This window comes from Kitasatospora sp. NPDC049285, from assembly GCF_040678815.1.
In the GTDB taxonomy this organism is placed as follows: Bacteria; Actinomycetota; Actinomycetes; order Streptomycetales; family Streptomycetaceae; genus Kitasatospora.
The window spans coordinates 13,801-34,508 of record NZ_JBFAQR010000036.1 but is presented as its reverse complement, the minus strand read 5'-3'; the positions used below and the strand labels follow the sequence as shown (position 1 = coordinate 34,508).

General features: G+C 73.9%; 19 protein-coding genes. 6 read left to right on the top strand and 13 right to left on the bottom strand.

The features are described from left to right. From AB0K51_RS22245 to rimP, 4 genes are all read right to left on the bottom strand, one after another. Positions 1-638, bottom strand: a 638-nt coding sequence (locus tag AB0K51_RS22245; RefSeq protein WP_363458202.1) for a translation initiation factor IF-2 N-terminal domain-containing protein, incomplete at its 3' end; no start/stop codon positions are given. Positions 639-825: 187 nt separating this feature from the next. Beyond that, the gene (locus AB0K51_RS22240; protein WP_363458282.1) at positions 826-1,128 is read right to left on the bottom strand and encodes a YlxR family protein; all 303 of its coding nucleotides are present in this window, start codon (positions 1,126-1,128) and stop codon (positions 826-828) included. 70 nt (positions 1,129-1,198) lie between these two features. After that, a complete protein-coding gene (nusA, locus tag AB0K51_RS22235; RefSeq protein ID WP_363458199.1) occupies positions 1,199-2,200 on the bottom strand; it encodes a transcription termination factor NusA in 1,002 nt (333 codons plus the stop codon). A 2-nt stretch (positions 2,201-2,202) separates the two neighbouring features. Further along, positions 2,203-2,745, bottom strand: coding sequence for a ribosome maturation factor RimP (rimP, locus tag AB0K51_RS22230; protein ID WP_363458196.1), 543 nt, complete (start codon positions 2,743-2,745; stop codon positions 2,203-2,205). A gap of 240 nt (positions 2,746-2,985) precedes the next feature. Between rimP and AB0K51_RS22225 the strand changes: the two genes are divergently transcribed. The 3 genes from AB0K51_RS22225 to AB0K51_RS22215 all read left to right on the top strand — a co-directional run bounded on the left by AB0K51_RS22225 (position 2,986) and on the right by AB0K51_RS22215 (position 5,783). Further along, positions 2,986-4,047, top strand: coding sequence for a ferritin-like domain-containing protein (locus tag AB0K51_RS22225; protein WP_363458193.1), 1,062 nt, complete (start codon positions 2,986-2,988; stop codon positions 4,045-4,047). Positions 4,048-4,259: 212 nt separating this feature from the next. Continuing rightward, positions 4,260-5,180 (top strand): aminoglycoside phosphotransferase family protein, encoded by a 921-nt coding sequence (locus AB0K51_RS22220; RefSeq protein WP_363458191.1) that lies wholly within the window; start codon positions 4,260-4,262, stop codon positions 5,178-5,180. A gap of 48 nt (positions 5,181-5,228) precedes the next feature. After that, the gene (locus tag AB0K51_RS22215) at positions 5,229-5,783 is read left to right on the top strand and encodes a GNAT family N-acetyltransferase (RefSeq protein ID WP_363458188.1); all 555 of its coding nucleotides are present in this window, start codon (positions 5,229-5,231) and stop codon (positions 5,781-5,783) included. A 7-nt stretch (positions 5,784-5,790) separates the two neighbouring features. Here AB0K51_RS22215 and AB0K51_RS22210 read toward each other — a convergent pair whose 3' ends face one another. The 8 genes from AB0K51_RS22210 to AB0K51_RS22175 form a co-directional block, all read right to left on the bottom strand. Next, positions 5,791-6,666, bottom strand: coding sequence for a GNAT family N-acetyltransferase (locus AB0K51_RS22210; protein WP_363458279.1), 876 nt, complete (start codon positions 6,664-6,666; stop codon positions 5,791-5,793). 84 nt (positions 6,667-6,750) lie between these two features. Continuing rightward, positions 6,751-7,911, bottom strand: coding sequence for a flavodoxin-dependent (E)-4-hydroxy-3-methylbut-2-enyl-diphosphate synthase (ispG, locus tag AB0K51_RS22205; RefSeq protein WP_363458185.1), 1,161 nt, complete (start codon positions 7,909-7,911; stop codon positions 6,751-6,753). Between the two features lie 119 nt (positions 7,912-8,030). Beyond that, positions 8,031-9,338, bottom strand: coding sequence for a site-2 protease family protein (locus AB0K51_RS22200; protein WP_363458182.1), 1,308 nt, complete (start codon positions 9,336-9,338; stop codon positions 8,031-8,033). A 19-nt stretch (positions 9,339-9,357) separates the two neighbouring features. Beyond that, complete coding sequence (dxr, locus tag AB0K51_RS22195) at positions 9,358-10,587, bottom strand: 1-deoxy-D-xylulose-5-phosphate reductoisomerase (protein WP_363458180.1); 1,230 nt, start codon at positions 10,585-10,587, stop codon at positions 9,358-9,360. Positions 10,588-10,617: 30 nt separating this feature from the next. Further along, the gene (locus AB0K51_RS22190) at positions 10,618-11,025 is read right to left on the bottom strand and encodes a hypothetical protein (RefSeq protein ID WP_363458177.1); all 408 of its coding nucleotides are present in this window, start codon (positions 11,023-11,025) and stop codon (positions 10,618-10,620) included. A 115-nt stretch (positions 11,026-11,140) separates the two neighbouring features. Next, positions 11,141-12,583: an aldehyde dehydrogenase family protein gene (locus AB0K51_RS22185; protein ID WP_363458175.1), complete on the bottom strand. Its 1,443-nt coding sequence runs from the start codon at positions 12,581-12,583 to the stop codon at positions 11,141-11,143. A gap of 126 nt (positions 12,584-12,709) precedes the next feature. Continuing rightward, entirely contained in the window at positions 12,710-14,275 is a 1,566-nt protein-coding gene (locus AB0K51_RS22180) for a PucR family transcriptional regulator (RefSeq protein WP_363458173.1), read from the bottom strand. 157 nt (positions 14,276-14,432) lie between these two features. After that, positions 14,433-16,445 carry an ATP-binding protein gene (locus tag AB0K51_RS22175; RefSeq protein WP_363458170.1) on the bottom strand — a complete coding sequence of 671 codons (2,013 nt, stop codon included), beginning with the start codon at positions 16,443-16,445 and terminating at the stop codon, positions 14,433-14,435. 222 nt (positions 16,446-16,667) lie between these two features. Here AB0K51_RS22175 and gabT point away from each other — a divergent pair, with 222 nt between their 5' ends. The 3 genes from gabT to AB0K51_RS22160 all read left to right on the top strand — a co-directional run bounded on the left by gabT (position 16,668) and on the right by AB0K51_RS22160 (position 20,348). After that, complete coding sequence (gene gabT / locus AB0K51_RS22170) at positions 16,668-18,011, top strand: 4-aminobutyrate--2-oxoglutarate transaminase (RefSeq protein ID WP_363458168.1); 1,344 nt, start codon at positions 16,668-16,670, stop codon at positions 18,009-18,011. Between the two features lie 500 nt (positions 18,012-18,511). Then, complete coding sequence (locus tag AB0K51_RS22165; protein ID WP_363458165.1) at positions 18,512-19,150, top strand: phosphatase PAP2 family protein; 639 nt, start codon at positions 18,512-18,514, stop codon at positions 19,148-19,150. Between the two features lie 115 nt (positions 19,151-19,265). Then, entirely contained in the window at positions 19,266-20,348 is a 1,083-nt protein-coding gene (locus tag AB0K51_RS22160) for a hypothetical protein (RefSeq protein ID WP_363458163.1), read from the top strand. A 27-nt stretch (positions 20,349-20,375) separates the two neighbouring features. On the opposite strand, the gene AB0K51_RS22155 is transcribed toward AB0K51_RS22160, so the two are convergent. Continuing rightward, positions 20,376-20,708 carry a DUF2218 domain-containing protein gene (locus tag AB0K51_RS22155; RefSeq protein ID WP_363458160.1) on the bottom strand — a complete coding sequence of 111 codons (333 nt, stop codon included), beginning with the start codon at positions 20,706-20,708 and terminating at the stop codon, positions 20,376-20,378.

Here is a 20,708-nt window from a genome sequence, read left to right as displayed (position 1 = left end):
CCCGGACGCGGACCGCGCTCGCCGGCCGGAGCACCGGCCGGACGCGGAGCGCCCGGACGGGCCATGCCGGAGGCACCGCTGGAGGTGAAGGGGTTGTTGCCCGGACGCGGGCCGGCCGGACGCGGGCCCGGACGGGCCGCGGGGTTGGCCGGGGCCGGCCGCTGGGCGGCCGCCGGACGCGCCGGGGCCTCGCCGGCCGGAGCCGGGGAGGAGAACTCGGCCGCCGGGGCGGGGGCCGCCGCCGGAGCCGGGGTGGCCGGACGCGGACCCGGGGTGGGCGCGCCGGGCCGCGGCGCGGCACCGCCGCCCGCGGGGCCTGCGGCCGGAGTCGGACGGGGGCCCGGCGTCACACTCGGACGCGGGCCGGGGGAGGGCGCACCCGGCTTGGGTGCGGCCGCACCGGCGCTGCCGCCGGACGGCTGGGGCGCCGCGGGCTTCCGCGGGCCAGGCTTCGCGGAGGACCCACCGCCGGACGGCGGGGTCGCTCCCAAAGCGTCAGTCAACTTGCGCACGACCGGCGCCTCGATCGTCGAGGACGCAGACCGCACGAACTCGCCGAGCTCGGTGAGCTTGGCCAGCACGGCCTTGCTCTCCAAGCCAAGCTCCTTGGCGAGTTCGTATACCCGGACCTTAGCCACTTCGCTCCTGTCTATGAGTCCGGGGTGTCGTCCGCCGGACCGTCGCTACTTCATGGGCGTACTCATCGCGTACTCATCGAGTGCTCATCGCAATCTCGACCTACTTCCATCTCGCGAGGTACCTGACTGTGCGCACGGCGGCGCATACCGCTGCCGTGCGCTGGTGCATGTTGCCGGGCGGAGCCCGTCAGGGGGCCGACCGGCCGACGGCCGGAGGCGCCCCCGCCTCGACGTACTCCCGCAGCTCACCGGGCTCGAGCACTCCCTGGACCCGGAGGGCCCTGGGGAACGCCCGGCGGCGTACCGCGAGGTCGAGGCAGTTCGGGTCGGGGTGCAGATACGCGCCTCGTCCCGGCAGTGTGCCGCGGGGGTCGGGGACGCATTCGCCCTCACCCGCCACGACACGCAGCAGCTCGTGCTTGGCCGCCCGCTTGCGGCAGCCCACGCAGGTGCGTTCAGGGCGTGCGCGGACATGCGTCCGGCCAGACACGTTCAAGTCTACCCCTCCGAAGGGCCTCGCTGCCGCCGAGTAGATCTCCGGAGGCTCATGACAACGCTTGCTACTGGGGCGTCGATTCCCCGGCCGGGGCCTCGGTGTCCGGACGGATGTCGATCCGCCATCCGGTGAGCCGGGCGGCCAAGCGGGCGTTCTGGCCCTCCTTGCCGATGGCCAGCGACAACTGGTAGTCCGGCACGATCACCCGGGCGGAGCGCTGCGCGCGGTCCACGATCTCCACCTTCGTCACCCGCGCGGGGGACAGGGCGGCGGCGACCATCTCGGCCGGGTCCTCCGACCAGTCGACGATGTCGATCTTCTCGCCGTGCAGCTCGGCCATCACCGACCGCACCCGCATGCCGTTCGGGCCGATGCAGGCGCCCTTGGCGTTCAGGCCCGACTTGCGCGACCATACCGCGATCTTGGTGCGGTGGCCGGCCTCACGGGCGATCGCGGCGATCTCCACCGAGCCGTCCGCGATCTCCGGGACCTCCAGCGCGAACAGCCGCTTCACCAGGTTCGGGTGGGTCCGCGACAGCGTCACCGACGGGCCGCGCACACCGCGGCGCACGCCCACCACGTAGCACTTCAGGCGGGTGCCGTGCCGGTAGTCCTCGCCCGGGACCTGCTCCTGCGGGGGCAGGATGGCCTCCAGCTTGCCGATGTCGACCAGCACGCTCTTCGGGTCGTTGCCCTGCTGGACGACACCGGTGACGATGTCGCCCTCCTTGCCGGCGTACTCACCGAAGGTCTGGTCGTCCGCGGCGTCCCGCAGCCGCTGCAGGATGACCTGCTTGGCGGTGGACGCGGCGATCCGGCCGAAGCCGCTCGGGGTGTCGTCGAACTCCTTCGGCTCGACGCCCTCCTCCAGCTCCGACGCGTCCTCCAGGGCCCACACCGTCACGTGGCCGGTCTTGCGGTTCAGCTCCACCCGCGCCCGGCGGCGCGAGCCCTCGGTGCGGTGGTACGCGATGAGGAGGGCCGACTCGATCGACTCGACCAGCAGGTCGAACGGTACGCCCTTCTCGGTGACCAGCCCGCGCAGGGCACTCATGTCGATGTCCACGATTACGCCTCCTCTTCCTCGTCGTCCGTGTCCGCGATGTCAGCGGCGGCGTCGAGCAGTTCCTCGTCCTTGCGGTTGAACTCGACCTGCACCCGGGCCCGCGCGATCTCCGCGAACTCCAGTCGGCGCTCCTTGGGGCGGCCGCGCCCCTTGACCGGCTGCACCTCGACCAGCGCGCCGTCCTCGTCGCTCTCCAGCACCCGCGCGGTCAGTTCCGCGCCGTCCGCCAGCTTGATCGCCGCCAGTCGCCCGGTGGCGCGCCGCCAGTGCCGCGGCTCGGTCAGCGGGCGCTCGGCGCCCGGCGAGCCGACCTCCAGCAGGTAGGGCGCGTCACCCATCAGGTTGGATTCGTCGAGTGCCTGGCTGACCAGCCGGGAGAACTCGGCGATCGCGTCCAGGTCGACACCGCCGTCGGCGTCCACGTCGATCTGCACCTGGCGGCGGCTGCCGGCCTGGGCGATCACGACCTCCTCGAGGTCCAGCCCGGCTTCGGCGGCCAGCGGCTCCAACAATGCGCGCAGCCGGTCGGTGGGGGTGGTGCTCATCCGGGTGACTCCTCGGCCGCGTCTGCTGTTGTCAGGAGGTGCTAACTCATCGCGAAGCCTATCCGGTCAACCCCCGAACCCACGATTCCGACCCGAGCGCCGCCACGCCCCCGGCACCCCGCTGCGAGCAACGTCACAGCCGCCGGATAGCGTCCGAGATCCCTCCGGAGCCCACCGGCGTCCGGTAAAGATTCTCCCGACGGGAGCGGTACCGGCTCCCACGACCACGTTGGAGCGCTGATGCCCTCGCCCACCCGGCGGACCTTCCTGGCCCTCGGGGCGTTCACCGGCCTCCAACTGGTCTGCGGCTGCACCGACGACCACCAGGGCACCGCGCAGCAGCGCGCCGAGGACGCCGACCGCCCGCTGAGACTGCGTCAACTCGCCGCCACCGACGCCCTGCTGGCGGGTTACGACAGCCTCCTGGCCACCTCCCCCGCCAACGCCGACCGGCTGACCGACCTGCGCGAGGACGTGGCCCAGCACCGCACCGCCCTCGCGCAGTCGCTGCCGGCCTCCTCGGGCTCCCCGTCCGCCTCGGTCTCCGGCTCCGGTTCCGCCTCGGCGTCCGCGGGCGCGATCCGCAGCGTCGCCGAGCTGGCGGCGGCCGAACGGCAGACCGTGGGCATCCGACTCGGCGACCTCGCCGCGGCCTCCCCCGCGCTCGCCAAGGTGCTCGCCGCCGTCGCCGCGTCCGGCGCCGCCCACGCGGCCACCCTCGGCGACACCACCCCCATCACCCTCCCCACCGGCGCCTCCGCCTCCCCGTCGGCGTCCGTCTCCGCCTCCGCTGCCACCTCCGCCTCCGCTGCTGCGGGGACCGAGAGTGCCAAGCCCAGCGCGATGCCCACGGGCGACGCCGACGCCCTGCAGGCCGTGCTGGCCGCGGAGCACGCCGCCGTCTACGGCTACGGCGTGGTCGGCGCCTTCCTCCCGACCGGACCCCAGCGCGAGGACGGCCGCACCGCGTACACCGCGCACCAGGCCCGCCGCGACGCCTGGCAGCGCCTGCTCGCCACCTCCGGTGTCTCCCCCACCGCCGCCGCCCCCGGCTACCGCCTCCCCTTCGCCGTGAAGGACGCCGCGACCGCCGGCCAGCTCGCCGCCTACCTCGAGGTCCAACTCACCGCCGCCTACGCCGACCTCGCCGCCGCCGGCCCCACCCTCCGCATGGACGGCGCCACCGCCCTCCGCGAGTGCGCCCTCCGCGCCACCCACTGGGGCGCAGACCTCCCCGCCCTCCCCGGCCTCACCCCCACCGAACCCACCCCCACCGCCTCCGGCGCCGCCCCCAGCCTCTAGGCAAGCCGTCCAGTTGCACTATCCAGGGGCCCGGGGAACGGCGGGAGTGCGTGGCGGCGAGGGTTCCAGGGCGCTGCAAGGTCTCGGCGCATAGAGGTCTCCAAGACGTACAGCCGCCCTAAGACCACCAGACACTCGCCTCGCAGTTCCCCGAGCCCCTGGATAGTGCAAGTTCCCCGAGCTCATGAGGTTTATGACCCACAATGAGCAGCATGTCCGCACAGCCCACCCCGTTCCCCGTGCCCGAGCGTCTCGTGGAGGCCGTCCGTCTCGAACAGGACCCGGCCGCGGCCGGGTGGCTGGCCGCGTTGCCCGGTGGCTTCGCCGATCGACTGGCGGCGTGGGGGCTGGTGTTGGAGCGGGTCGCGGAGCCCGGTGGGCGGGGGAGCCTGGTGGGGTACGTGCACCGGGAGGACGATCTGGCGCCGGCGGTGCTGAAGGCCGTCCGGCCCGCGCCCGAGCGCTCGCAGGAGGCCGCGGCACTGCGGCAGTGGGCGGGTCGCGGGGCGGCACTGCTGCTGGACGAGGACCACGCGGCGGGCATGCTCCTGCTGGAGCGCCTGCACGGCGACATCCCGTTGCGCTCGCTCGCCGAGGCGAAGGCGATGCTGGAGGCGACCAGCCTGCTGCAGCGGCTCTGGGTGGAGCCGGCCCCGGGCCACGCGTTCGCCTCGCTCGCCGACCGGGCCGCCGCAGCGGCCTCGCGGATCGCCGAACACCGCGCGCTGCCGGGCGCGGTGGACGCGGCGCCGCTGGTCGACGAGGCCTTGGAGGCGCTCGCGCTGGCGTCGGACGGCGGGGGGTGGCTGCTGCACGGGGACTTCCACCACGGGCGGGTGCTGGCCGCCGACCGGGCGCCCTGGCTGGCCGTCAGTCCCCGTCCGCTGGTGGGTGATCGGGCCTACGACCTGGCCCGGCTGGTGCTGGACCGGTTGGACACCCTGGCCGCCTCGCCGGGGCCGCGCGGGGCGGCCAGGCGTCGGCTGCAGCAGCTGTCCGAGGCGGTGGACCTGCCCGCCGACCGGGTCCGGGCCTGGACCCTGCTGCGGGCGGTGGACACCGCGCTGGCGGCGCTGGCGGCGGGGGACGACGCGACCGCCGAGCTCCATCTGGAGTTCGCGGCCTGGCTGTGAAGCCGGGGCACGGCGCTGCGCGCCGCCGCAAGTAGTAACGTCCCGGTCATGGAGCAGCTCACCGAGGTGACGATCGAGGCCATCGACCTGGCGGCGTGGGCGCCGGCCGTGCTGGAGGTCCAGGCGGTCGCCTTCGGGCTGCTGCCCGAGGAGGTCGCGGTGCGGCTGCCGATCGTCGGCCGGCACGCGCTGCAGCCGGGGGTGATCGCGCTGGGCGCGATGGCCGACGGCGAACTGGTCGGCTTCGGCTACGGGATGCCCAACCAGCGCGAGCACTGGTGGTCGACGGTGATCGAGCCGTACCTGGCGGCGCGCGGCCACGAGCACTGGCTGGACGGGGTGTTCGCCATCACCGAGCTGCACGTGCTGCCGCGCTACCAGGGCCACGGGGTGGGCACCCGGCTGATCCGCACCCTGTGCGAGCGCTCCGGGCGGGACCGTTCCATCCTTTCCGCGATCGACGCGGAGACCCCGGCCCGCCGGCTGTACCGCGCGCTCGGCTACCAGGACCTGGCGCGCGCGGTGCGCTTCCCGAACACGCTGCGCCCGTACGCGGTGATGGGCGCGCACCTGCCGCTGCGCGACCCCGCGGCGCGGGGCTGACCGGCCGTCAGAACAGCACGCTCATGAACGCGCCGACCTCGCGGAAGCCGACCCGGCGGTAGGCGGCGCGGGCGCGGATGTTGAAGTCGTTGACGTAGAGCGAGACCACGGGGGCGACCTCGGCGAGCGCGGTGTTGACCACGGCGGCCATGCCGGTCTCGGACAGGCCGCGGCCGCGGTGCTCGGGGGCGACCCAGACGCCCTGGATCTGGCAGGCCCCGGCGGTGACGGCGCCGATCTCGGCCTTGAAGACCACCTTGCCGTGCTCGTCGAAGCGGGCGAAGGACCGGCCGGTGGAGACCAGTTCGGCGACCCGGGCCTGGTAGAGGAGTCCGCCGTCGCCGGCCAGCGGGGAGATGCCGACCTCCTCGGTGAACATCGCCACGCAGGCGGGCATCAGCGCCTCGATCTCGCCGCGGTGCACCCGGCGCACCAGCGGGTCGGGCCCGACCTCGGTGACGGGGGTGGCGGTGGCCATCAGCGGCTGGTGGCCGCGGACCTCGCGGGCCGGGCCCCAGGCGCGCTCCAGCAGCGCCCACAGGGCGGCGGTGGATTCGGCGGGGCCGACGATGGAGGAGCAGCGGCGGCCCTGGCGGCGGGCGCGTTCGGCGAAGGCGCGGACGGCCTCCGGTCCGGCGTTGACCGGGACCAGGTTGGCGCCGGCGTAGCAGAGCGCGTCGAGCCGGCCGTCCGCGTCGTGCCAGCCCCACATCTCGCCGCCGAGCCGCCACGGGTCGAGGCCGACGGCTTCGACCCGGGTGGCGACGAAGGCGTTGGCGACCGGGTCGCGGTGCAGGATCTCCAGCGCCTCGTCCAGGTCCGGGGCCTCCAGCACGCGCGTGGCGGCCAGCGCCCGGGCGACCTGGAACGGGCCGGGCAGCATCACACCTCGGTCGAGCACGTCGGCACCTCTCAACGGTTGCGGGGCCGCCCGCTGTGGGCGGCCCCGCCGGGGGACTTCAGGCCGTCACTCGGCGGCCACGACGACGGGGGCGCCGGACTCGACACCCTCCTCCTGCATCTGCTCGGCCAGCTTGAGGGCCTCCTCGATCAGGGTCTCGACGATCTTCGACTCGGGCACGGTCTTGATCACCTCGCCCTTCACGAAGATCTGGCCCTTGCCGTTGCCGGAGGCGACGCCGAGGTCGGCCTCGCGGGCCTCGCCCGGGCCGTTGACGACGCAGCCCATGACGGCGACCCGAAGCGGCACCTCCATGCCCTCCAGGCCGGCGGTGACCTCCTCGGCGAGCTTGTAGACGTCCACCTGGGCGCGGCCGCAGGACGGGCAGGAGACGATCTCCAGGCCGCGCTGGCGCAGGCCGAGCGACTCCAGGATCTGGTTGCCGACCTTGATCTCCTCGGCGGGCGGGGCGGAGAGCGAGACCCGGATGGTGTCGCCGATGCCCTCGGCGAGCAGCGCGCCGAACGCCACCGCGGACTTGATGGTGCCCTGGAACGCGGGGCCGGCCTCGGTGACGCCGAGGTGCAGCGGGTAGTCGCAGGCGGCGGCGAGCTGGCGGTAGGCGTTGATCATCACGACCGGGTCGTTGTGCTTGACCGAGATCTTGATGTCACGGAAGTCGTGCTCCTCGAACAGCGAGCACTCCCACAGCGCGGACTCCACCAGCGCCTCGGGGGTGGCCCGGCCGTACTTCTCCAGCAGCCGCTTGTCGAGCGAGCCCGCGTTGACGCCGATCCGGATCGGCACGCCCGCGTCCTTCGCGGCCTTGGCGATCTCGCCGACCTTGTCGTCGAAGGCCTTGATGTTGCCCGGGTTGACGCGCACCGCGGCGCAGCCGGCGTCGATCGCGGCGAACACGTACTTGGGCTGGAAGTGGATGTCGGCGATCACCGGGATCTGCGACTTCCGGGCGATGATCGGCAGCGCGTCGGCGTCGTCCTGCGAGGGCACCGCGACCCGGACGATCTGGCAGCCCGAGGCGGTCAGTTCGGCGATCTGCTGCAGCGTGGCGTTGACGTCCGACGTCAGCGTCGTGGTCATCGACTGCACCGAGACCGGCGCGTCGCCGCCGACCGGCACGTTGCCGACCATGATCTGACGCGAGTGGCGGCGCTGGGCGAGCGGCTTGAGCGGCAGGGACGGGATACCGAGCGAGATCGCGGTCATGTGCGCAGTGATTCCTCTGCAGAGGTTCGATGATCCGGCGCGCGCCGCTACGGCGCGCCCGGCGTCCAACGGTACGGCACGGCCGGGTGGCGGAGCACACCCGGCCGCGGGTGGCGCGGCTAGTTCAGGCGCACCGGGTTGACGATGTCCGCGGCCATCACCAGGGCGGTGAAGCAGACGAAGACGCCGGCGACGACGTAGGCCAGCGGCATGAGGCGGGCCACGTCGAACGGGCCGGGGTCGGGGCGGCGCAGCAGGCGGGCGACGCCGCGGCGCAGCGACTCCCAGAGGGCGCCGGCGATGTGGCCGCCGTCCAGCGGGAGCAGCGGCAGCATGTTGAACAGGAAGAGCATCAGGTTGATGCCGGCCAGCAGCTGGACGAAGAAGGCGAGTTGCTGGGTGGCGGGCAGGTCCATGGAGAAGACGTCGCCGCCGAGCCGGGCCGCGCCGACCATGCCGATCGGGGAGTCGGTGTCGCGGGGGGTGCCGTCGACGACGGCGTGCCACAGGCCGGGGATCTTGCCGGGCAGCTGGGTCAGCGACTGAACGCCGTGCTCCGCCATGGTGGTCATCTGGCGGGCGCTCTCGGTCAGCGACAGGTGCTGCACGCCGACCGCCGGGGTGATGCCGAGGAAGCCCGCGGTGACGGTCTGGCCCTTGATCGCCGTGCCGTCGCTCTTCATCGCCGGGAGCGTGTTGGTCTTGATGTCGGCGGGGAGGGTCGCCTCGGTGCCGTCCTTGTGGCGGACCTGGACGTCCACGTGCTTGCCGGCGGAGTCCCGGATCAGGCCCTGCAGCTGCGGGTAGTCGTGGATCGGCACCCCGCCGAAGCTGAGCACCGTGTCGCCGGCCTTGAAGCCGGCCAGGTTGGCCGGGGACTTCTCGGCGTCGGGCTTGCAGCCGTCCGCGGCCTGGCTGACCGGGACCACGCACTCGCTGACCGACTCCACGGTGGGCACCGCGGTCCGCAGGCCGATGCCCATGAACAGGGCGAGGAACAGCGCGACCGAGAGCACCAGGTTCATGAACGGCCCGGCGAACATCACGATGACGCGCTTCCACGGCTTGCGGGTGTAGAACAGCCGGTCCTCGTCGCCGGGCAGGATCTCCTCGTAGGAGGCCGAGCGGGCGTCCTCGATCATGGTCCGCCAGGGCGAGCTGGAGCGCTTGGTTATCCGGCCGTCCGCGCCGGGCGGGAACATGCCGATCATCCGGATGTAGCCGCCGAACGGGATCGCCTTCAGGCCGTACTCGGTCTCGCCGCGCCTGGTCGACCACAGCGTCCGGCCGAAGCCGACCATGTACTGCGGTACCCGGATGCCGAAGAGCTTCGCGGTGGACAGGTGGCCGAGCTCGTGCCAGGCGATCGAGAAGAGGAGCCCGACCACGAAGATCAGGACGCCCAGCACCCACATCAGCTTGTCCACCGCGTCGCCTCCGTCGTACCTAACCTGCCGCCAGTTCCCGGGCCCGGGCGCGGGCCCAGCGCTCCGCCTGGAGTACGTCCTCCACCGTGAGCGAAGTTCCCGCCTGCGGGGCGCCGTGTTCGGCGACCACCTTCGCCACAGTGTCCACGATTCCGGTGAAGGGAAGCGCGCCGTTCAGGAAAGCGTCCACACATTCCTCGTTGGCGGCGTTGAACACCGCCGGGGCGGTCCCGCCGAGCGTACCGACCTCGCGGGCGAGGTCGACCGCGGGGAAGGCCTCGTTGTCGAGCGGGAAGAACTCCCAGGTCGCGGCCTTGGTCCAGTCGCAGCCGGGGGCGGCGTCGGGCACCCGGTCCGGCCAGCCGAGGCCGAGCGCGATCGGCATCCGCATGTCCGGCGGGCTCGCCTGGGCCAGCGTGGAGCCGTCCGTGAACTCCACCATCGAATGAACGACCGACTGCGGATGGACCACCACCTCGATGCGGTCGAAGGGGACGTCGTACAGCAGGTGCGCCTCGATCACCTCCAGGCCCTTGTTGACCAGGGTGGCCGAGTTGATCGTGACGACCGGGCCCATCGCCCAGGTCGGGTGGTTGAGCGCGTCGGCGGGGGTGACCTGCGCCAGCTGCTCGCGGGTGCGGGTGCGGAACGGGCCGCCGCTGGCGGTGACCACCAGCTTGCGGACCTCGGCGCGGGTGCCGCCGGCCAGCGCCTGGAACAGCGCGGCGTGCTCGGAGTCCACCGGCACGATCTGGCCGGGCTGGGCGACCGCCTTCACCAGCGGGCCGCCGACGATCAGCGACTCCTTGTTGGCGAGCACCAGGACCCGGCCGGCGCGCAGCGCGGCCAGCGTCGGCGCCAGGCCGATCGAACCGGTGATGCCGTTCAGCACCGAGTGGCAGGGCAGGCCGGCCAGCTCGGTCGCCGCGTCCGGGCCGGCCAGGACCTCCGGCAGCGCCGCGCCGGCCGCCCGGGCCGCCAGGGCGTCGCGCAGCGGCCGCACGGCCGCCGGGTCGGCCACCGCCACGGTGTGCACGCCCAGCGTCAGGGCCTGCTCGGCGAGCAGCTCGACCCGCCCGCCGGCCGCCGAGAGGGCGACCACCTTGAACCGGTCGGGGTTGCGCAGCACCACGTCGATGGCCTGGGTGCCGATCGAGCCGGTCGAGCCGAGGATGACCAACTCCCGGGGCCCGTCCGGGTCGGCGACGGTCGGGGTGAAGCGCAGCTGCGGGTGGGCGAGCGAGTTCATGCCCCCATTGTGTCGTGCGCTACGGCGTGCTCACTTCCAGGCCCAGAGCCGGCCCGCCGCCTTCCCGTCCGCCGCGGTCTCCCACTCGAACACGCCCGCGACGCCGCGCAGGCCCTCGAACTCCGGGGAGTCGCTCTCGTAGACGATCGAGCCGCGGAAGCTGTTGCCGCCGCTCTCGGTGAAGGTGCCGACGGCCAGGCCCTTCCAGCTGGCGTGCGCGCCGCCCGGGCCCATCAGCACGCCGCTCCCGGCGCCCTCCAGGGTGCCGTCGGCGCGTAGTCGCGCGGTGTAGGTGCCCATGTCCTGGACCTGGACGCCCAGCAGGGTGCCGCTCGCCGCGAACGAGGTCTCCACGGTCGGCGGCAGCCCGTGTTCGCCGCCCAGCACCCGCTGACCGGTGATCTGGCCCTGTTCCTCTCCGATGAGGTCGCCCAACATGACGGGGCCTCCCTTCCTTGCCTGTCTCCCGGACTACGCCGGGCCCCCAGGGGTGTCAAGGCAGGGCGACGCCCCGCCGCCGCAGGCACGGTGACGGGGCGTCAGGGTTCGTGTCTCAGAGGTCGAGGCCGGTCAGCACCAGGACCTTCTCGAAGGTGAAGTCCTCCATCGCGTACTTGACGCCCTCGCGGCCGACGCCGGAGTCCTTCACGCCGCCGTACGGCATCTGGTCGGCGCGGTAGGACGGCGCGTCGCCGATCACCACGCCGCCGACCTCCAGCTCCCGGTGGGCGCGGAAGGCGGTCTGCACGTCGTGCGTGAACACGCCCGCCTGCAGGCCGAAGGCGGAGTCGTTGACCGCGGCGAAGGCCTCCTCGGTGGACTCCACGCGGTGCAGCGACAGCACCGGGCCGAACACCTCGGCGGTGGCCAGGATGGCGTCCGCGGGCAGCTCGGCCAGCACGGTCGGCGCGTACGCGGCGCCGTCCCGGGTGCCGCCGGTCAGCACCTTGGCGCCCTTGGCGACGGCGTCCTCCACCCAGGCCTCGACGCGCTTGGCGGCGTTCTCGTCGACCAGCGGGCCGACGTCGGTGGCGTCGTCGTTCGGGTCGCCGGTCACCTGCGCCTGCACCTTGGCGACCACCTTCTCCACCAGCGCGTCGTACACGCTCGCGTCGGCGATCACCCGCTGCACCGAGATGCAGGACTGGCCGCCCTGGTAGTTGGCGAACAGCGCGATCCGGCTCGCCGCCCACTCCAGGTCGGCCTCCGAGCTCCAGTCCGCCAGCACCACGGCCGCGGCGTTGCCGCCGAGCTCAAGGGTGACGTGCTTGCGCGGCACCGAGTCCATGATCTGGTAGCCGACCTTGTCCGAGCCGGTGAACGAGATCACCGGCAGGCGGGTGTCCTGCACCAGCGCCGGCATCTTCGCGTTCTCCACCGGCAGCACGCTCCACGAGCCGGCCGGCAGCTCCGTCTCGGCCAGGATCTCGCCCAGCACCAGGGCGGAGAGCGGGGTGGCCGGGGCGGGCTTGAGGATGATCGGGGCGCCGACCGCGATCGCCGGGGCCACCTTGTGGGCCACCAGGTTCAGCGGGAAGTTGAACGGGGCGATGCCCAGCACCACGCCGCGCGGGAAGCGCCGCACGATCGCGTAGCGGCCGACGCCGCCCGGGTCGGTGTCCAGCCGCAGCGTCTCGCCGTTGGTGCGCCGCGCCTCCTCGGCCGCCCAGCGGAACACCGACACGGCGCGGCCGACCTCGCCGCGCGCCCACTTGATCGGCTTGCCGTTCTCCGCGGTGATCAGCCGGGCGATCTCCTCGGTGCGCTCGGCCAGCCGCTTCGCCACGTGGTCCAGCGCGGTCGCCCGCACGTGCGCCGGGGTCCCCGCCAGCGCCGGGGCCACCGCGGCGGCGGCCGCCACGGCCTCCTCCACCTGCGCGTCGGTCGGCACGCTCACGCTCGCCACCAGGCTGCCGTCGTGCGGGTGACGGACCCCGAACGCCGTCTCGCCGCTCGCCCGCCGCCCGGCCAGCCAGAACTCATGAGTGGTGGTCACGGTCGCACCGGCCCTTCCCTCGGAAGACATCTCGCTCACCCCGCCACGGTAGGGCGGAGGCGGCGGGTTTCCGATTGGCCGCCGGGGACGAAAGAGCGGCCCTGATTACTACGGAACGGCGCGCCCTCAGTCCTCGCCGGCCCGCAGGGCCAGCCACAGCTCCATCCGGACGTCGGTGTCGTCCAGCGAACGGCCGAGCAGTTCCTCCACCCGCCGCATCCGGTAGCGCAGCGTGTGGCGGTGCACGCCGAGGTCCGCGGCGGCGGCGTCCCACTGGCCGTGCCGGGACAGCCAGGCGCGCAGCGAGGCGACCAGGTCGCCGCGGGCGGTCCGGTCGTGCTCGCGCAGCGGGCGCAGCAGGCCCTCGGCGAACGCGGTGACGGCCTCCTCGCCGAGCAGCGGCAGCAGCGACCCGGCGCCGACCTCCTCGTGGTCGACGGTGCGGCGGCCGCCCCGCTGGGCGACGGCGAGGGCGCGCTCGGCCTGCGCGTAGGCGGTGCCGGCGTCCTCCAGTGCGGCGGGGGCGGAGACGCCGAGCGCCAGGCCCTCCTGCTCCTCGACGGCGCCGAGGCAGGCCCGGTGGACCGAGCCGTTGTCGAGCGCGAGCACCATCAGCCGCGGGCCGTGCGGCCCGTCCTCGCGGGCCACCAGCAGCTTCTCGCCGACCTTGCCGCCGGCCTGCTCGGCCCGGTCGCCGAGCTCGCCGAGCGCCTCGGCGGCCTCCGGGCCGGGCGCGGCGGCCGCGACCAGCACCCGTACGGTGCCCTCGGGCAGCCCGCCGAACAGGCCCGCCGCGACCTGCCGCGCGGTGGCGACCTCACCGGACAGCACCATCCGCAGCAGCGCGGCGCCCATCCGCTCCTCGGCCTGCCGCAGCTCGCGCGAGCGCTCCAGGGTGAGGGTGAGCAGCGCGACCGCGGCGTTCAGCACGTACCGCTCGGTCGGGGTGATGCGGTCCTCGGTGCCGACCGCGAGGAAGCCCCGCGGGCGGCGGTCCGCGCCGAGCGACTGGACCACCACGTAGTCCTCGTCGGCGGTGTCGATGGTCCCGGCCCGGCCCTGCAGGGCGGCGCTGGACGGGGCGGGTCTGCGGCGCAGCCGGTCGACCTCCGCGGCCAGCCGGCCGGCCCGGCGGGCCGCCCAGTCGGGGGCGACCGCGGACAGCGCGCCCGAGCCGTCGTACAGCGCGGCCCAGCCGCCGAGCCGGGCGGCGAGCCGGCGCACCACCGCGGTGGTGCCGTCCTTGCCCAGCGCGGCCCGGGTCAGCTCCTCCTGCGCCTCGAAGCTGGTGGTGACCGCCTCGTACTGCTCGGCGGCGAGCGCGGCGGAGACCGCCTTGGAGATGGCGATGAACGGCGTCGCCTCCGGGACCCGCAGCAGCGGCAGGCCGCGCTGCGCGGCGGCGTCCACCAGCGCCTGCGGCACCTCGGTGTGCGAGAGGCCGACGCCCAGGCCCAGGCCGACCACGCCGGCGTCGGCCAGCCGGTGCACGTACGCCTGCAGCTGCGCGGCGCTCCTGCCGAGCTTGATGCCCGTGGTCAGCAGCAGCTCGCCGCCCTCCAGGAAGGGCGTGGGGTCGTCCAGTTCGCTGGTGTGCACCCAGCGGACCTGGCGCTCCAGGTGATCCGCACCGGCCAGCACCGTCAGGTGGAGCGCGGTGTTGCGGGCGACGGAGGCGAGTGTGGGGGGCATGGCACCTTCGATGGTTCGACCTGGCTGCGCCGTTGCGGCCGGGCGAGTGAGGGTTCTCCCCCCATTATGGACGCTCCGGACAACCCGGGACGCCGGAATCCGCCGGTCCGTAGCTTCCGTGACCGAACCATGATCAGCGCATGCCCTACCCGTGAGTTCAGTGCCGCAGGTCCACCAGCAGCGGCGGCACCTGCTCGCCGTCCACCGCGGTCAGCGAGATCACCGCGTGCCCGGACGGCAGCGCGTGCGCCAGGTCCGACGGCGACCAGCGGTGCCGCTCGACGTCCCGGGTGGTCACCGACTCGGTCTGCGCCGTGGTGCCGGACAGCGCCTTGCGGACCAGCCGGCCGGCCCGGCGCAGCGTCCCGCCCGAGGTGTCGGGGGTGTGGGTGACCGCGGTCTCCCGCACCAGGTGGGTCCCCCAGGCCTCGGAGAACAGCCGGCCGTCCCACGGCGCGATGCCCGGGAACGCCATCCGGTTGCCGACCGCGCCGAACAGCGGCGCGCGCAGCGCCTCCGGCAGGTCCGCGAGGGTGCGCAGCACCAGCACCACCCCGGCGTTGGCGCCGCGCAGCCGCTGGATGCCGCGGACCGCCTGGGCGTCCACCGCCGCGGTGGCGTCGTCCAGCACCAGCCCGGCGAACAGCTCGCGCTCCGAACGGTCCGCGGCGGCCTGGGTGAACTGTCCGAGCAGCAGCCGCGACAGTATCCGCGCGGCCTCCGGGTGGCTGCGCTCGGGCAGCTTCACCCGCACCCGCAACGGATGCTCCAACGCCCGCATCGCGAACGCCGGCTTCGCGTTCGGCCCGCCGGAGAACCCCGGCGCCAGCGCCGGACGGTCCAGCAGCGCCAGCCGGTCGGCCAGCAGCGCCCCCGGATCGTCCGCCCGGCCGTGCATCCGCTCACGCTGCTGCAGGTCCGGCTCGAACTCCGGGTACCGCCCCGCCTTCCGCAGCAGCTCCGCCAACTCCGCCCAGCCCTCGGCGTCCCCCGCCAGCAGCCCGCGCAGCTCCCGCACCCCCGGGTAGCGCCCGTACGCCGCCCGGTACGGCCCCACCACCTGCTGCAACGCGGTCCGGGCACTCTCCGCCCGCGGCGCCAGCTCGTCCGGCAGCAGCGCGTCCGCCAGCCGGGCCGCCGCCTCGTCCGGGTTCGGCGCCGCCCCGTACAGGTCCAGCCCGTACGGCGCCGCCGGGTCGCCCGGCGCGATCACCACGTCGTACCACGCGTCCGGCCCGAGGTCCGCGTCGGCCGCGCCCACCACCACCGCGCACGCCGCGCCCGCCAGCGCCTGCAGGCACAGCGCCTCCGCCACCGGCCGGGCCAGCCCCGCCGTCTTCCCGGTCCCGGCCGGCCCGACCGCCAGCAACGAGGTGCCGAGCGTCGCCGGGTCCAGCGCGAACCCCGCGTTCCGGTGCGTCACCGGGTTCTTCACCACGTCCTGCGCCGTCCCGAGCCGCACCTGACGCACCATCAGGTCGTGCCGCACCCCCCGCCCCCCGGGCAGGTCCCGCTGCTCCGAGGGGTGCGCGCACGCCGCCGCCCCCCGCGAGGCCACCTGCGCGGCGAAGTCCTGCCACGCCGCCACGTCCCCGCCGACGCTCCGCCAGGCCTGGTGGATCCGCACGTAGTCCACATCCCCCACCGCCTCCCCCTCCAGCCGCCGCACCACATCCCCGGCCGGCCGCAACTCCGCCCACACATCCACCACCGACACCGCCTCGGGGGTGGGGGGTTCTTCGGTGACGGTGCGAGTGAGCAACGGCATCAGGAAACGCCGGCCGACCTCGCGCCAGCGGCCCATGCGGCCGAAGATCTTGATCACCGCGGCGATGATCAGGACGTTCACCGCGAGCGCCACCAGTATGGTCGGCACGCTCGGCAGAGACCCGAGTCCGAGCATGCCGAGGCCGGAGAGCGCGAGGTTGCGGCCGTAGATGAACACGAGCCAGGCCACCACCAGGTTGAGCCCCGCGCGGAGCAGTAGCGGTCCCGCCCCCGTCTCCGCGTCCGCGTCCGTCTTGGGGTCGTGGGGGACGTGGTGTTGGCGGTAGATGCCGGGTGGGGTTTCGGGGCGGGGGGCGGTGACCCAGGTGGGGAGGTGGAAGGACGGGCGGGGTGGGGGGAGGTGCGGGTGGGTGTGCTGGGTTCGCGCGTCGTTCAGTTCCACTTCGGGCCCCTCCTACGTTGCCGGCGGTGCCCTTACCCGCATCGCCGTCCCACCGACACACCCGGGGGCCAATGTAGTGGAGGGAGCCGGGGCGCGAGCCGATCTTCGGCCACTGGCCGCGTCGGACAATTCGGACGGCCCAGCAGTACCGAGTGGCGCATGCCGGGCCGGAGGGGGCCGCCGTAGCCTGCGGTTACCGCGACGAGAACTTGGAGAAGACAGATGAGCGCTGCAACGCCGCTCCCGCAGGAGCGCCGCCTGGTCACCGCGATCCCCGGCCCGAAGTCGCAGGAGCTGCAGTCGCGCAAGCTCGGCGCGGTGGCCGCGGGTGTGGGCACCACGCTGCCGGTGTACGTGTCGCGTGCGGGTGGCGGCGTGCTGGAGGACGTGGACGGCAACAGCCTGATCGACTTCGGTTCGGGCATCGCCGTGACCAACGTGGGCAACAGTGCCGAGGCCGTGGTGGCGAAGGCGTCGGCGCAGCTGGCCGCGTTCACGCACACGTGTTTCATGGTGACCCCGTACGAGGGGTACGTGGCGGTCGCGGAGCAGCTGAACGAGCTGACCCCGGGTGACCACGACAAGCGCACCGCGCTGTTCAACTCGGGCGCCGAGGCGGTGGAGAACGCGGTGAAGATCGCGCGTGCGTACACCAAGCGCACCGCGGTGGTGGTGTTCGACCACGGGTACCACGGCCGGACCAACCTGACCATGGGTCTGACCGCGAAGAACATGCCGTACAAGCAGGGCTTCGGGCCGTTCGCGCCGGAGATCTACCGCGTGCCGGTGGCGTACCCGTACCGCTGGCTGACCGGTGCGGAGAACTGTGCGGCCGAGGCCGCCGCGCAGGCGATCGACATGATCAACAAGCAGATCGGCGCGGAGAACGTCGCGGCGATCATCATCGAGCCGATCCAGGGCGAGGGCGGCTTCATCGAGCCGGCCAAGGGCTTCCTGCCGGCCATCGTGGAGTACGCGAAGGCGCACGGGATCGTCTTCGTGGCGGACGAGATCCAGACCGGCTTCTGCCGGACCGGCCAGTGGTTCGCGTGTGACGACGAGGGCGTCGTCCCGGACCTGATCACCACCGCCAAGGGCATCGCCGGCGGTCTGCCGCTGGCCGCGGTGACCGGTCGCGCCGAGATCATGGACGCCGCGCACGCGGGTGGCCTGGGCGGCACCTACGGCGGCAACCCGGTGGCCTGCGCGGCCGCGCTGGGCTCGATCGAGACCATGAAGGAGCTGGACCTCAACGCCAAGGCGCAGCGGATCGGCGAGGTCATGCTGGGCCGGCTGCGGTCGCTGCAGGAGAAGTACGAGGTGATCGGCGAGGTCCGCGGGCGCGGCGCGATGATCGCCGTCGAGCTGGTGAAGGCGGGCGGCAAGGAGCCGAACCCGGAGGTGACCGCGGCGATCGCCAAGGCGTGCCACGCCGAGGGCCTGGTGGTGCTCACCGCCGGCACCTACGGCAACGTGCTGCGTTTCCTGCCGCCGCTGGTGATGCCGGAGCACCTGCTGAACGAGGGCCTGGACATCCTGGAGTCCGCCTTCGCCGCCGCCGTCTGATCCGGCGCTCCGACCTGCGGTACCGGGGCCGGACGGGTTCGCCCGTCCGGCCCTTCGCCGTCCCCGCCGCCGACTCCACGCCGCGTCGCCCTCGGCCCTTCGCCCCCGCCACGCCGGCTCGCCGCCCACCCGTCTCCGGCCCTCCCCTGTCCCCTCTCCGATCCTTCCCTGTCCCCTCTCCGCCCCCTCCCGCCCCTCCCGCACCGGCCCCGTTACGCGTGTGCGACCCGGCGGTGGAGGTTGCCAGGCCGGTGGTGAAGATGCTGTGCACGATGGCCGGTCGCGCCGTGACGGCGCCGGTCTTTGACGTACTGTCATGGCAGATGGACAGCGCACCGCACCCATTGCCCGACACTTCGTCCGCCCCCGCGGCGGACGTACCCGACCGATCGACCGACCGTCCCGCCCATACCCCCCGGGCCGCACGGCGCGGCGATCGCCTTGGCCGCCCCGGAGCTCTCCCCCCTGCTCCGGGGCGGCCGGTTTTTGCTGTCCTGCCCATGACACTGATGCTGGCGCTGGTCCTGGCGGTGATCTCCTGGCAGGTCGCGGTGGACGGGCCGCTGCTCGGGGTGGACACCGCGGTGCGCGACGACGTCCGGGAGGTCCGCCGGGCGCTGCACAGCACGCTGCTGAACCACCTGGGCAAGTCGCTCTCCGATCTGGGCGGCGGGCAGGTGGCCGTCCCGGCGCTGCTGGCCGCCGCGGTCGCGGCGGCGTGGCTGGCCCGGCAGGGCGGCCGTCCGCGCTGGTGGGTGCCGGTGCCGGTGGCGTGCGTGGCGGCGGTGCTGATCCCTTTGCTGGTGGTGCCGGCCAAGACGTGGTTCGCCCGGCCGGGCCCGTTCGGGGTGCCGCTGGCCGCGGACCAGTGGGGCTGGTACCCGTCCGGGCACACGGCGACCTCGTCGATCGCGTACGGCACCGCGGCGCTGCTGCTGGCCCGGGTGCTGCCCGCGGAGCCGGCCCGCCGGCTGGGGTGGGCGACCGCGCTGCTGTGCTTCGGCGTCGGTACCGGGCTGGTGTGGAGCGACTACCACTGGCTGCTGGACGTGGTGGCCAGCTGGTGCCTGGCCGGCCTGCTGCTGCTCGCCCTGGACCGGCTGCTGCCGCGCCTGATGCCCGGCCCGCCGGTGGACTGACGGTCCGTCACCCGCCGGATCGGTCCAGACCATTGACGGCTCCGGCCGCCGCGCGCACCCTGTTGCCCACTTCATCAGCACGCGGCGCCGGGAGGCGGATGTGCGTTCCCCTGTGATGTCCAGAACGAGGTTGTCGGCGGCGGCCGGGCTGCTGGCCCTGGCGGCGGTGGCGGCGCCCGCGCCGAGCGCGGCGGCGGCCACCCCGCTCCAGGTGTACGGCGCCTGGCACTGCAGCAACGACGCCTGCACCTGGGCGACGGCACGGAACATGACCGACTTCGACGCCGCCAACCACTGGCTGGTCGACCGCGGCGACGGCCGCCCGTCGGTCAACCTGGTGGTGCTGAGCTTCGTCAACCCGCTGCGGCTGCTGAACGGCACCACCGACGCGGGGAACGCCGCCGGGGTGCCGATCGGAATGAACCAGCAGGTGGTGAACTACTTCACCGCGCACGGCGTCCGGGTGATGCTCTCGATCGGCGGCATCACCTACACCGGCGACTGGGACACCGCGCTCGCCCAGAACCCGGCCCTGCTCGGGCAGAAGGCCGCGGCGCTGGCCACCCAGCTCGGCGTGGGCATCGAGATCGACTACGAGAACAGCGCCGGCCCGAACCTGACCGGCCTGCAGTCCTTCGTGGACGCCTACCGGGCCGCCCACCCGTACGACGGCAGCGGCGCGGACCCGACCGCGCGGCTCACCATCGACGTCGCGGCCGGCGACCGCTGGCTGATCGGCCTCGACCAGTACGCCACCGCGCACTGGCTGACCACGTCGAACCCGGTGCTGGACTACGCCAACGCGATGGTGCCGAGCAAGCAGCCCTCGACCGCCACCGCGGAGTCGAACTGGCAGGAGCACCTGGACGGCAAGCCGAACTACAACCCGGCGATCCCGCCGCTGGCGCCCGCCAAGTTCACCGGCAGCCTGTACATCGCCGAGGGCTCCCAGGTCCGGCCGGAGTGCACCAGCTATGCGAACTCGGTACAGAAGGCCGCCTCGGGCTGGGTGGGCAGCGCCGCCCCGAACGGTGCGGGCACCAGCGCGGGCCTGCTCGGCTTCATGTTCTGGGCGGCCGAGAAGCCCTCCACCCGGGGCGTCACCACCGCGCCGCCGAACAGCTGCGAGGGCGGGGTGGGCGCGGGCGCGACCGCGCTCGGCGTCCCGGTGCCGATGCCGCCGCTGCGGCAGAGCTGAGCGGCGCGCCGGGCCGCTGACGGGGCGTCACTCCCCGTCGGCGGCCCCGCGCTGCACGGTGCCGGGCTCGCCGCTCTCGCGCTGCCACTCGACCAGCAGTTCGTCGCGGGTACCGAAGCGGACCAGGTGGCGGCCGACCACGTCCTCCAGGCCGGGCAGGGCCTCCTCGGCGCCCTCGACGGCGAGCAGCAGCGCGCCCTCCTCGGCGGTGAGTTCGGCCTGTCCGGCACCGAAGACGAGGCTGCCGCGGCCGTCCTCCTCGGACCACTCGGCGGGGACCTTGCGGCCCATGTGGGCGGCGAGCTGCTTGGCGTAGCGGGCGGGGCGGTCGGTGACGACGCGGGCGGTGGAGCGGGCCAT

What these genes read in the sequence shown, in the direction of transcription:
- rimP (WP_363458196.1), bottom strand. Translation starts at nt 2,745, where the DNA reads ATGAGCACCACCCCCACCGACCGGCTGCGCGCATTGTTGGAGCCGCTG.
- AB0K51_RS22225 (WP_363458193.1), top strand. Translation starts at nt 2,986, where the DNA reads ATGCCCTCGCCCACCCGGCGGACCTTCCTGGCCCTCGGGGCGTTCACC.
- AB0K51_RS22220 (WP_363458191.1), top strand. Translation starts at nt 4,260, where the DNA reads ATGTCCGCACAGCCCACCCCGTTCCCCGTGCCCGAGCGTCTCGTGGAG.
- AB0K51_RS22215 (WP_363458188.1), top strand. Translation starts at nt 5,229, where the DNA reads ATGGAGCAGCTCACCGAGGTGACGATCGAGGCCATCGACCTGGCGGCG.
- AB0K51_RS22210 (WP_363458279.1), bottom strand. Translation starts at nt 6,666, where the DNA reads ATGCTGCCCGGCCCGTTCCAGGTCGCCCGGGCGCTGGCCGCCACGCGC.
- ispG (WP_363458185.1), bottom strand. Translation starts at nt 7,911, where the DNA reads ATGACCGCGATCTCGCTCGGTATCCCGTCCCTGCCGCTCAAGCCGCTC.
- dxr (WP_363458180.1), bottom strand. Translation starts at nt 10,587, where the DNA reads ATGAACTCGCTCGCCCACCCGCAGCTGCGCTTCACCCCGACCGTCGCC.
- AB0K51_RS22190 (WP_363458177.1), bottom strand. Translation starts at nt 11,025, where the DNA reads ATGTTGGGCGACCTCATCGGAGAGGAACAGGGCCAGATCACCGGTCAG.
- AB0K51_RS22180 (WP_363458173.1), bottom strand. Translation starts at nt 14,275, where the DNA reads ATGCCCCCCACACTCGCCTCCGTCGCCCGCAACACCGCGCTCCACCTG.
- gabT (WP_363458168.1), top strand. Translation starts at nt 16,668, where the DNA reads ATGAGCGCTGCAACGCCGCTCCCGCAGGAGCGCCGCCTGGTCACCGCG.
- AB0K51_RS22165 (WP_363458165.1), top strand. Translation starts at nt 18,512, where the DNA reads ATGACACTGATGCTGGCGCTGGTCCTGGCGGTGATCTCCTGGCAGGTC.
- AB0K51_RS22160 (WP_363458163.1), top strand. Translation starts at nt 19,266, where the DNA reads ATGTCCAGAACGAGGTTGTCGGCGGCGGCCGGGCTGCTGGCCCTGGCG.
- AB0K51_RS22155 (WP_363458160.1), bottom strand. Translation starts at nt 20,708, where the DNA reads ATGGCCCGCTCCACCGCCCGCGTCGTCACCGACCGCCCCGCCCGCTAC.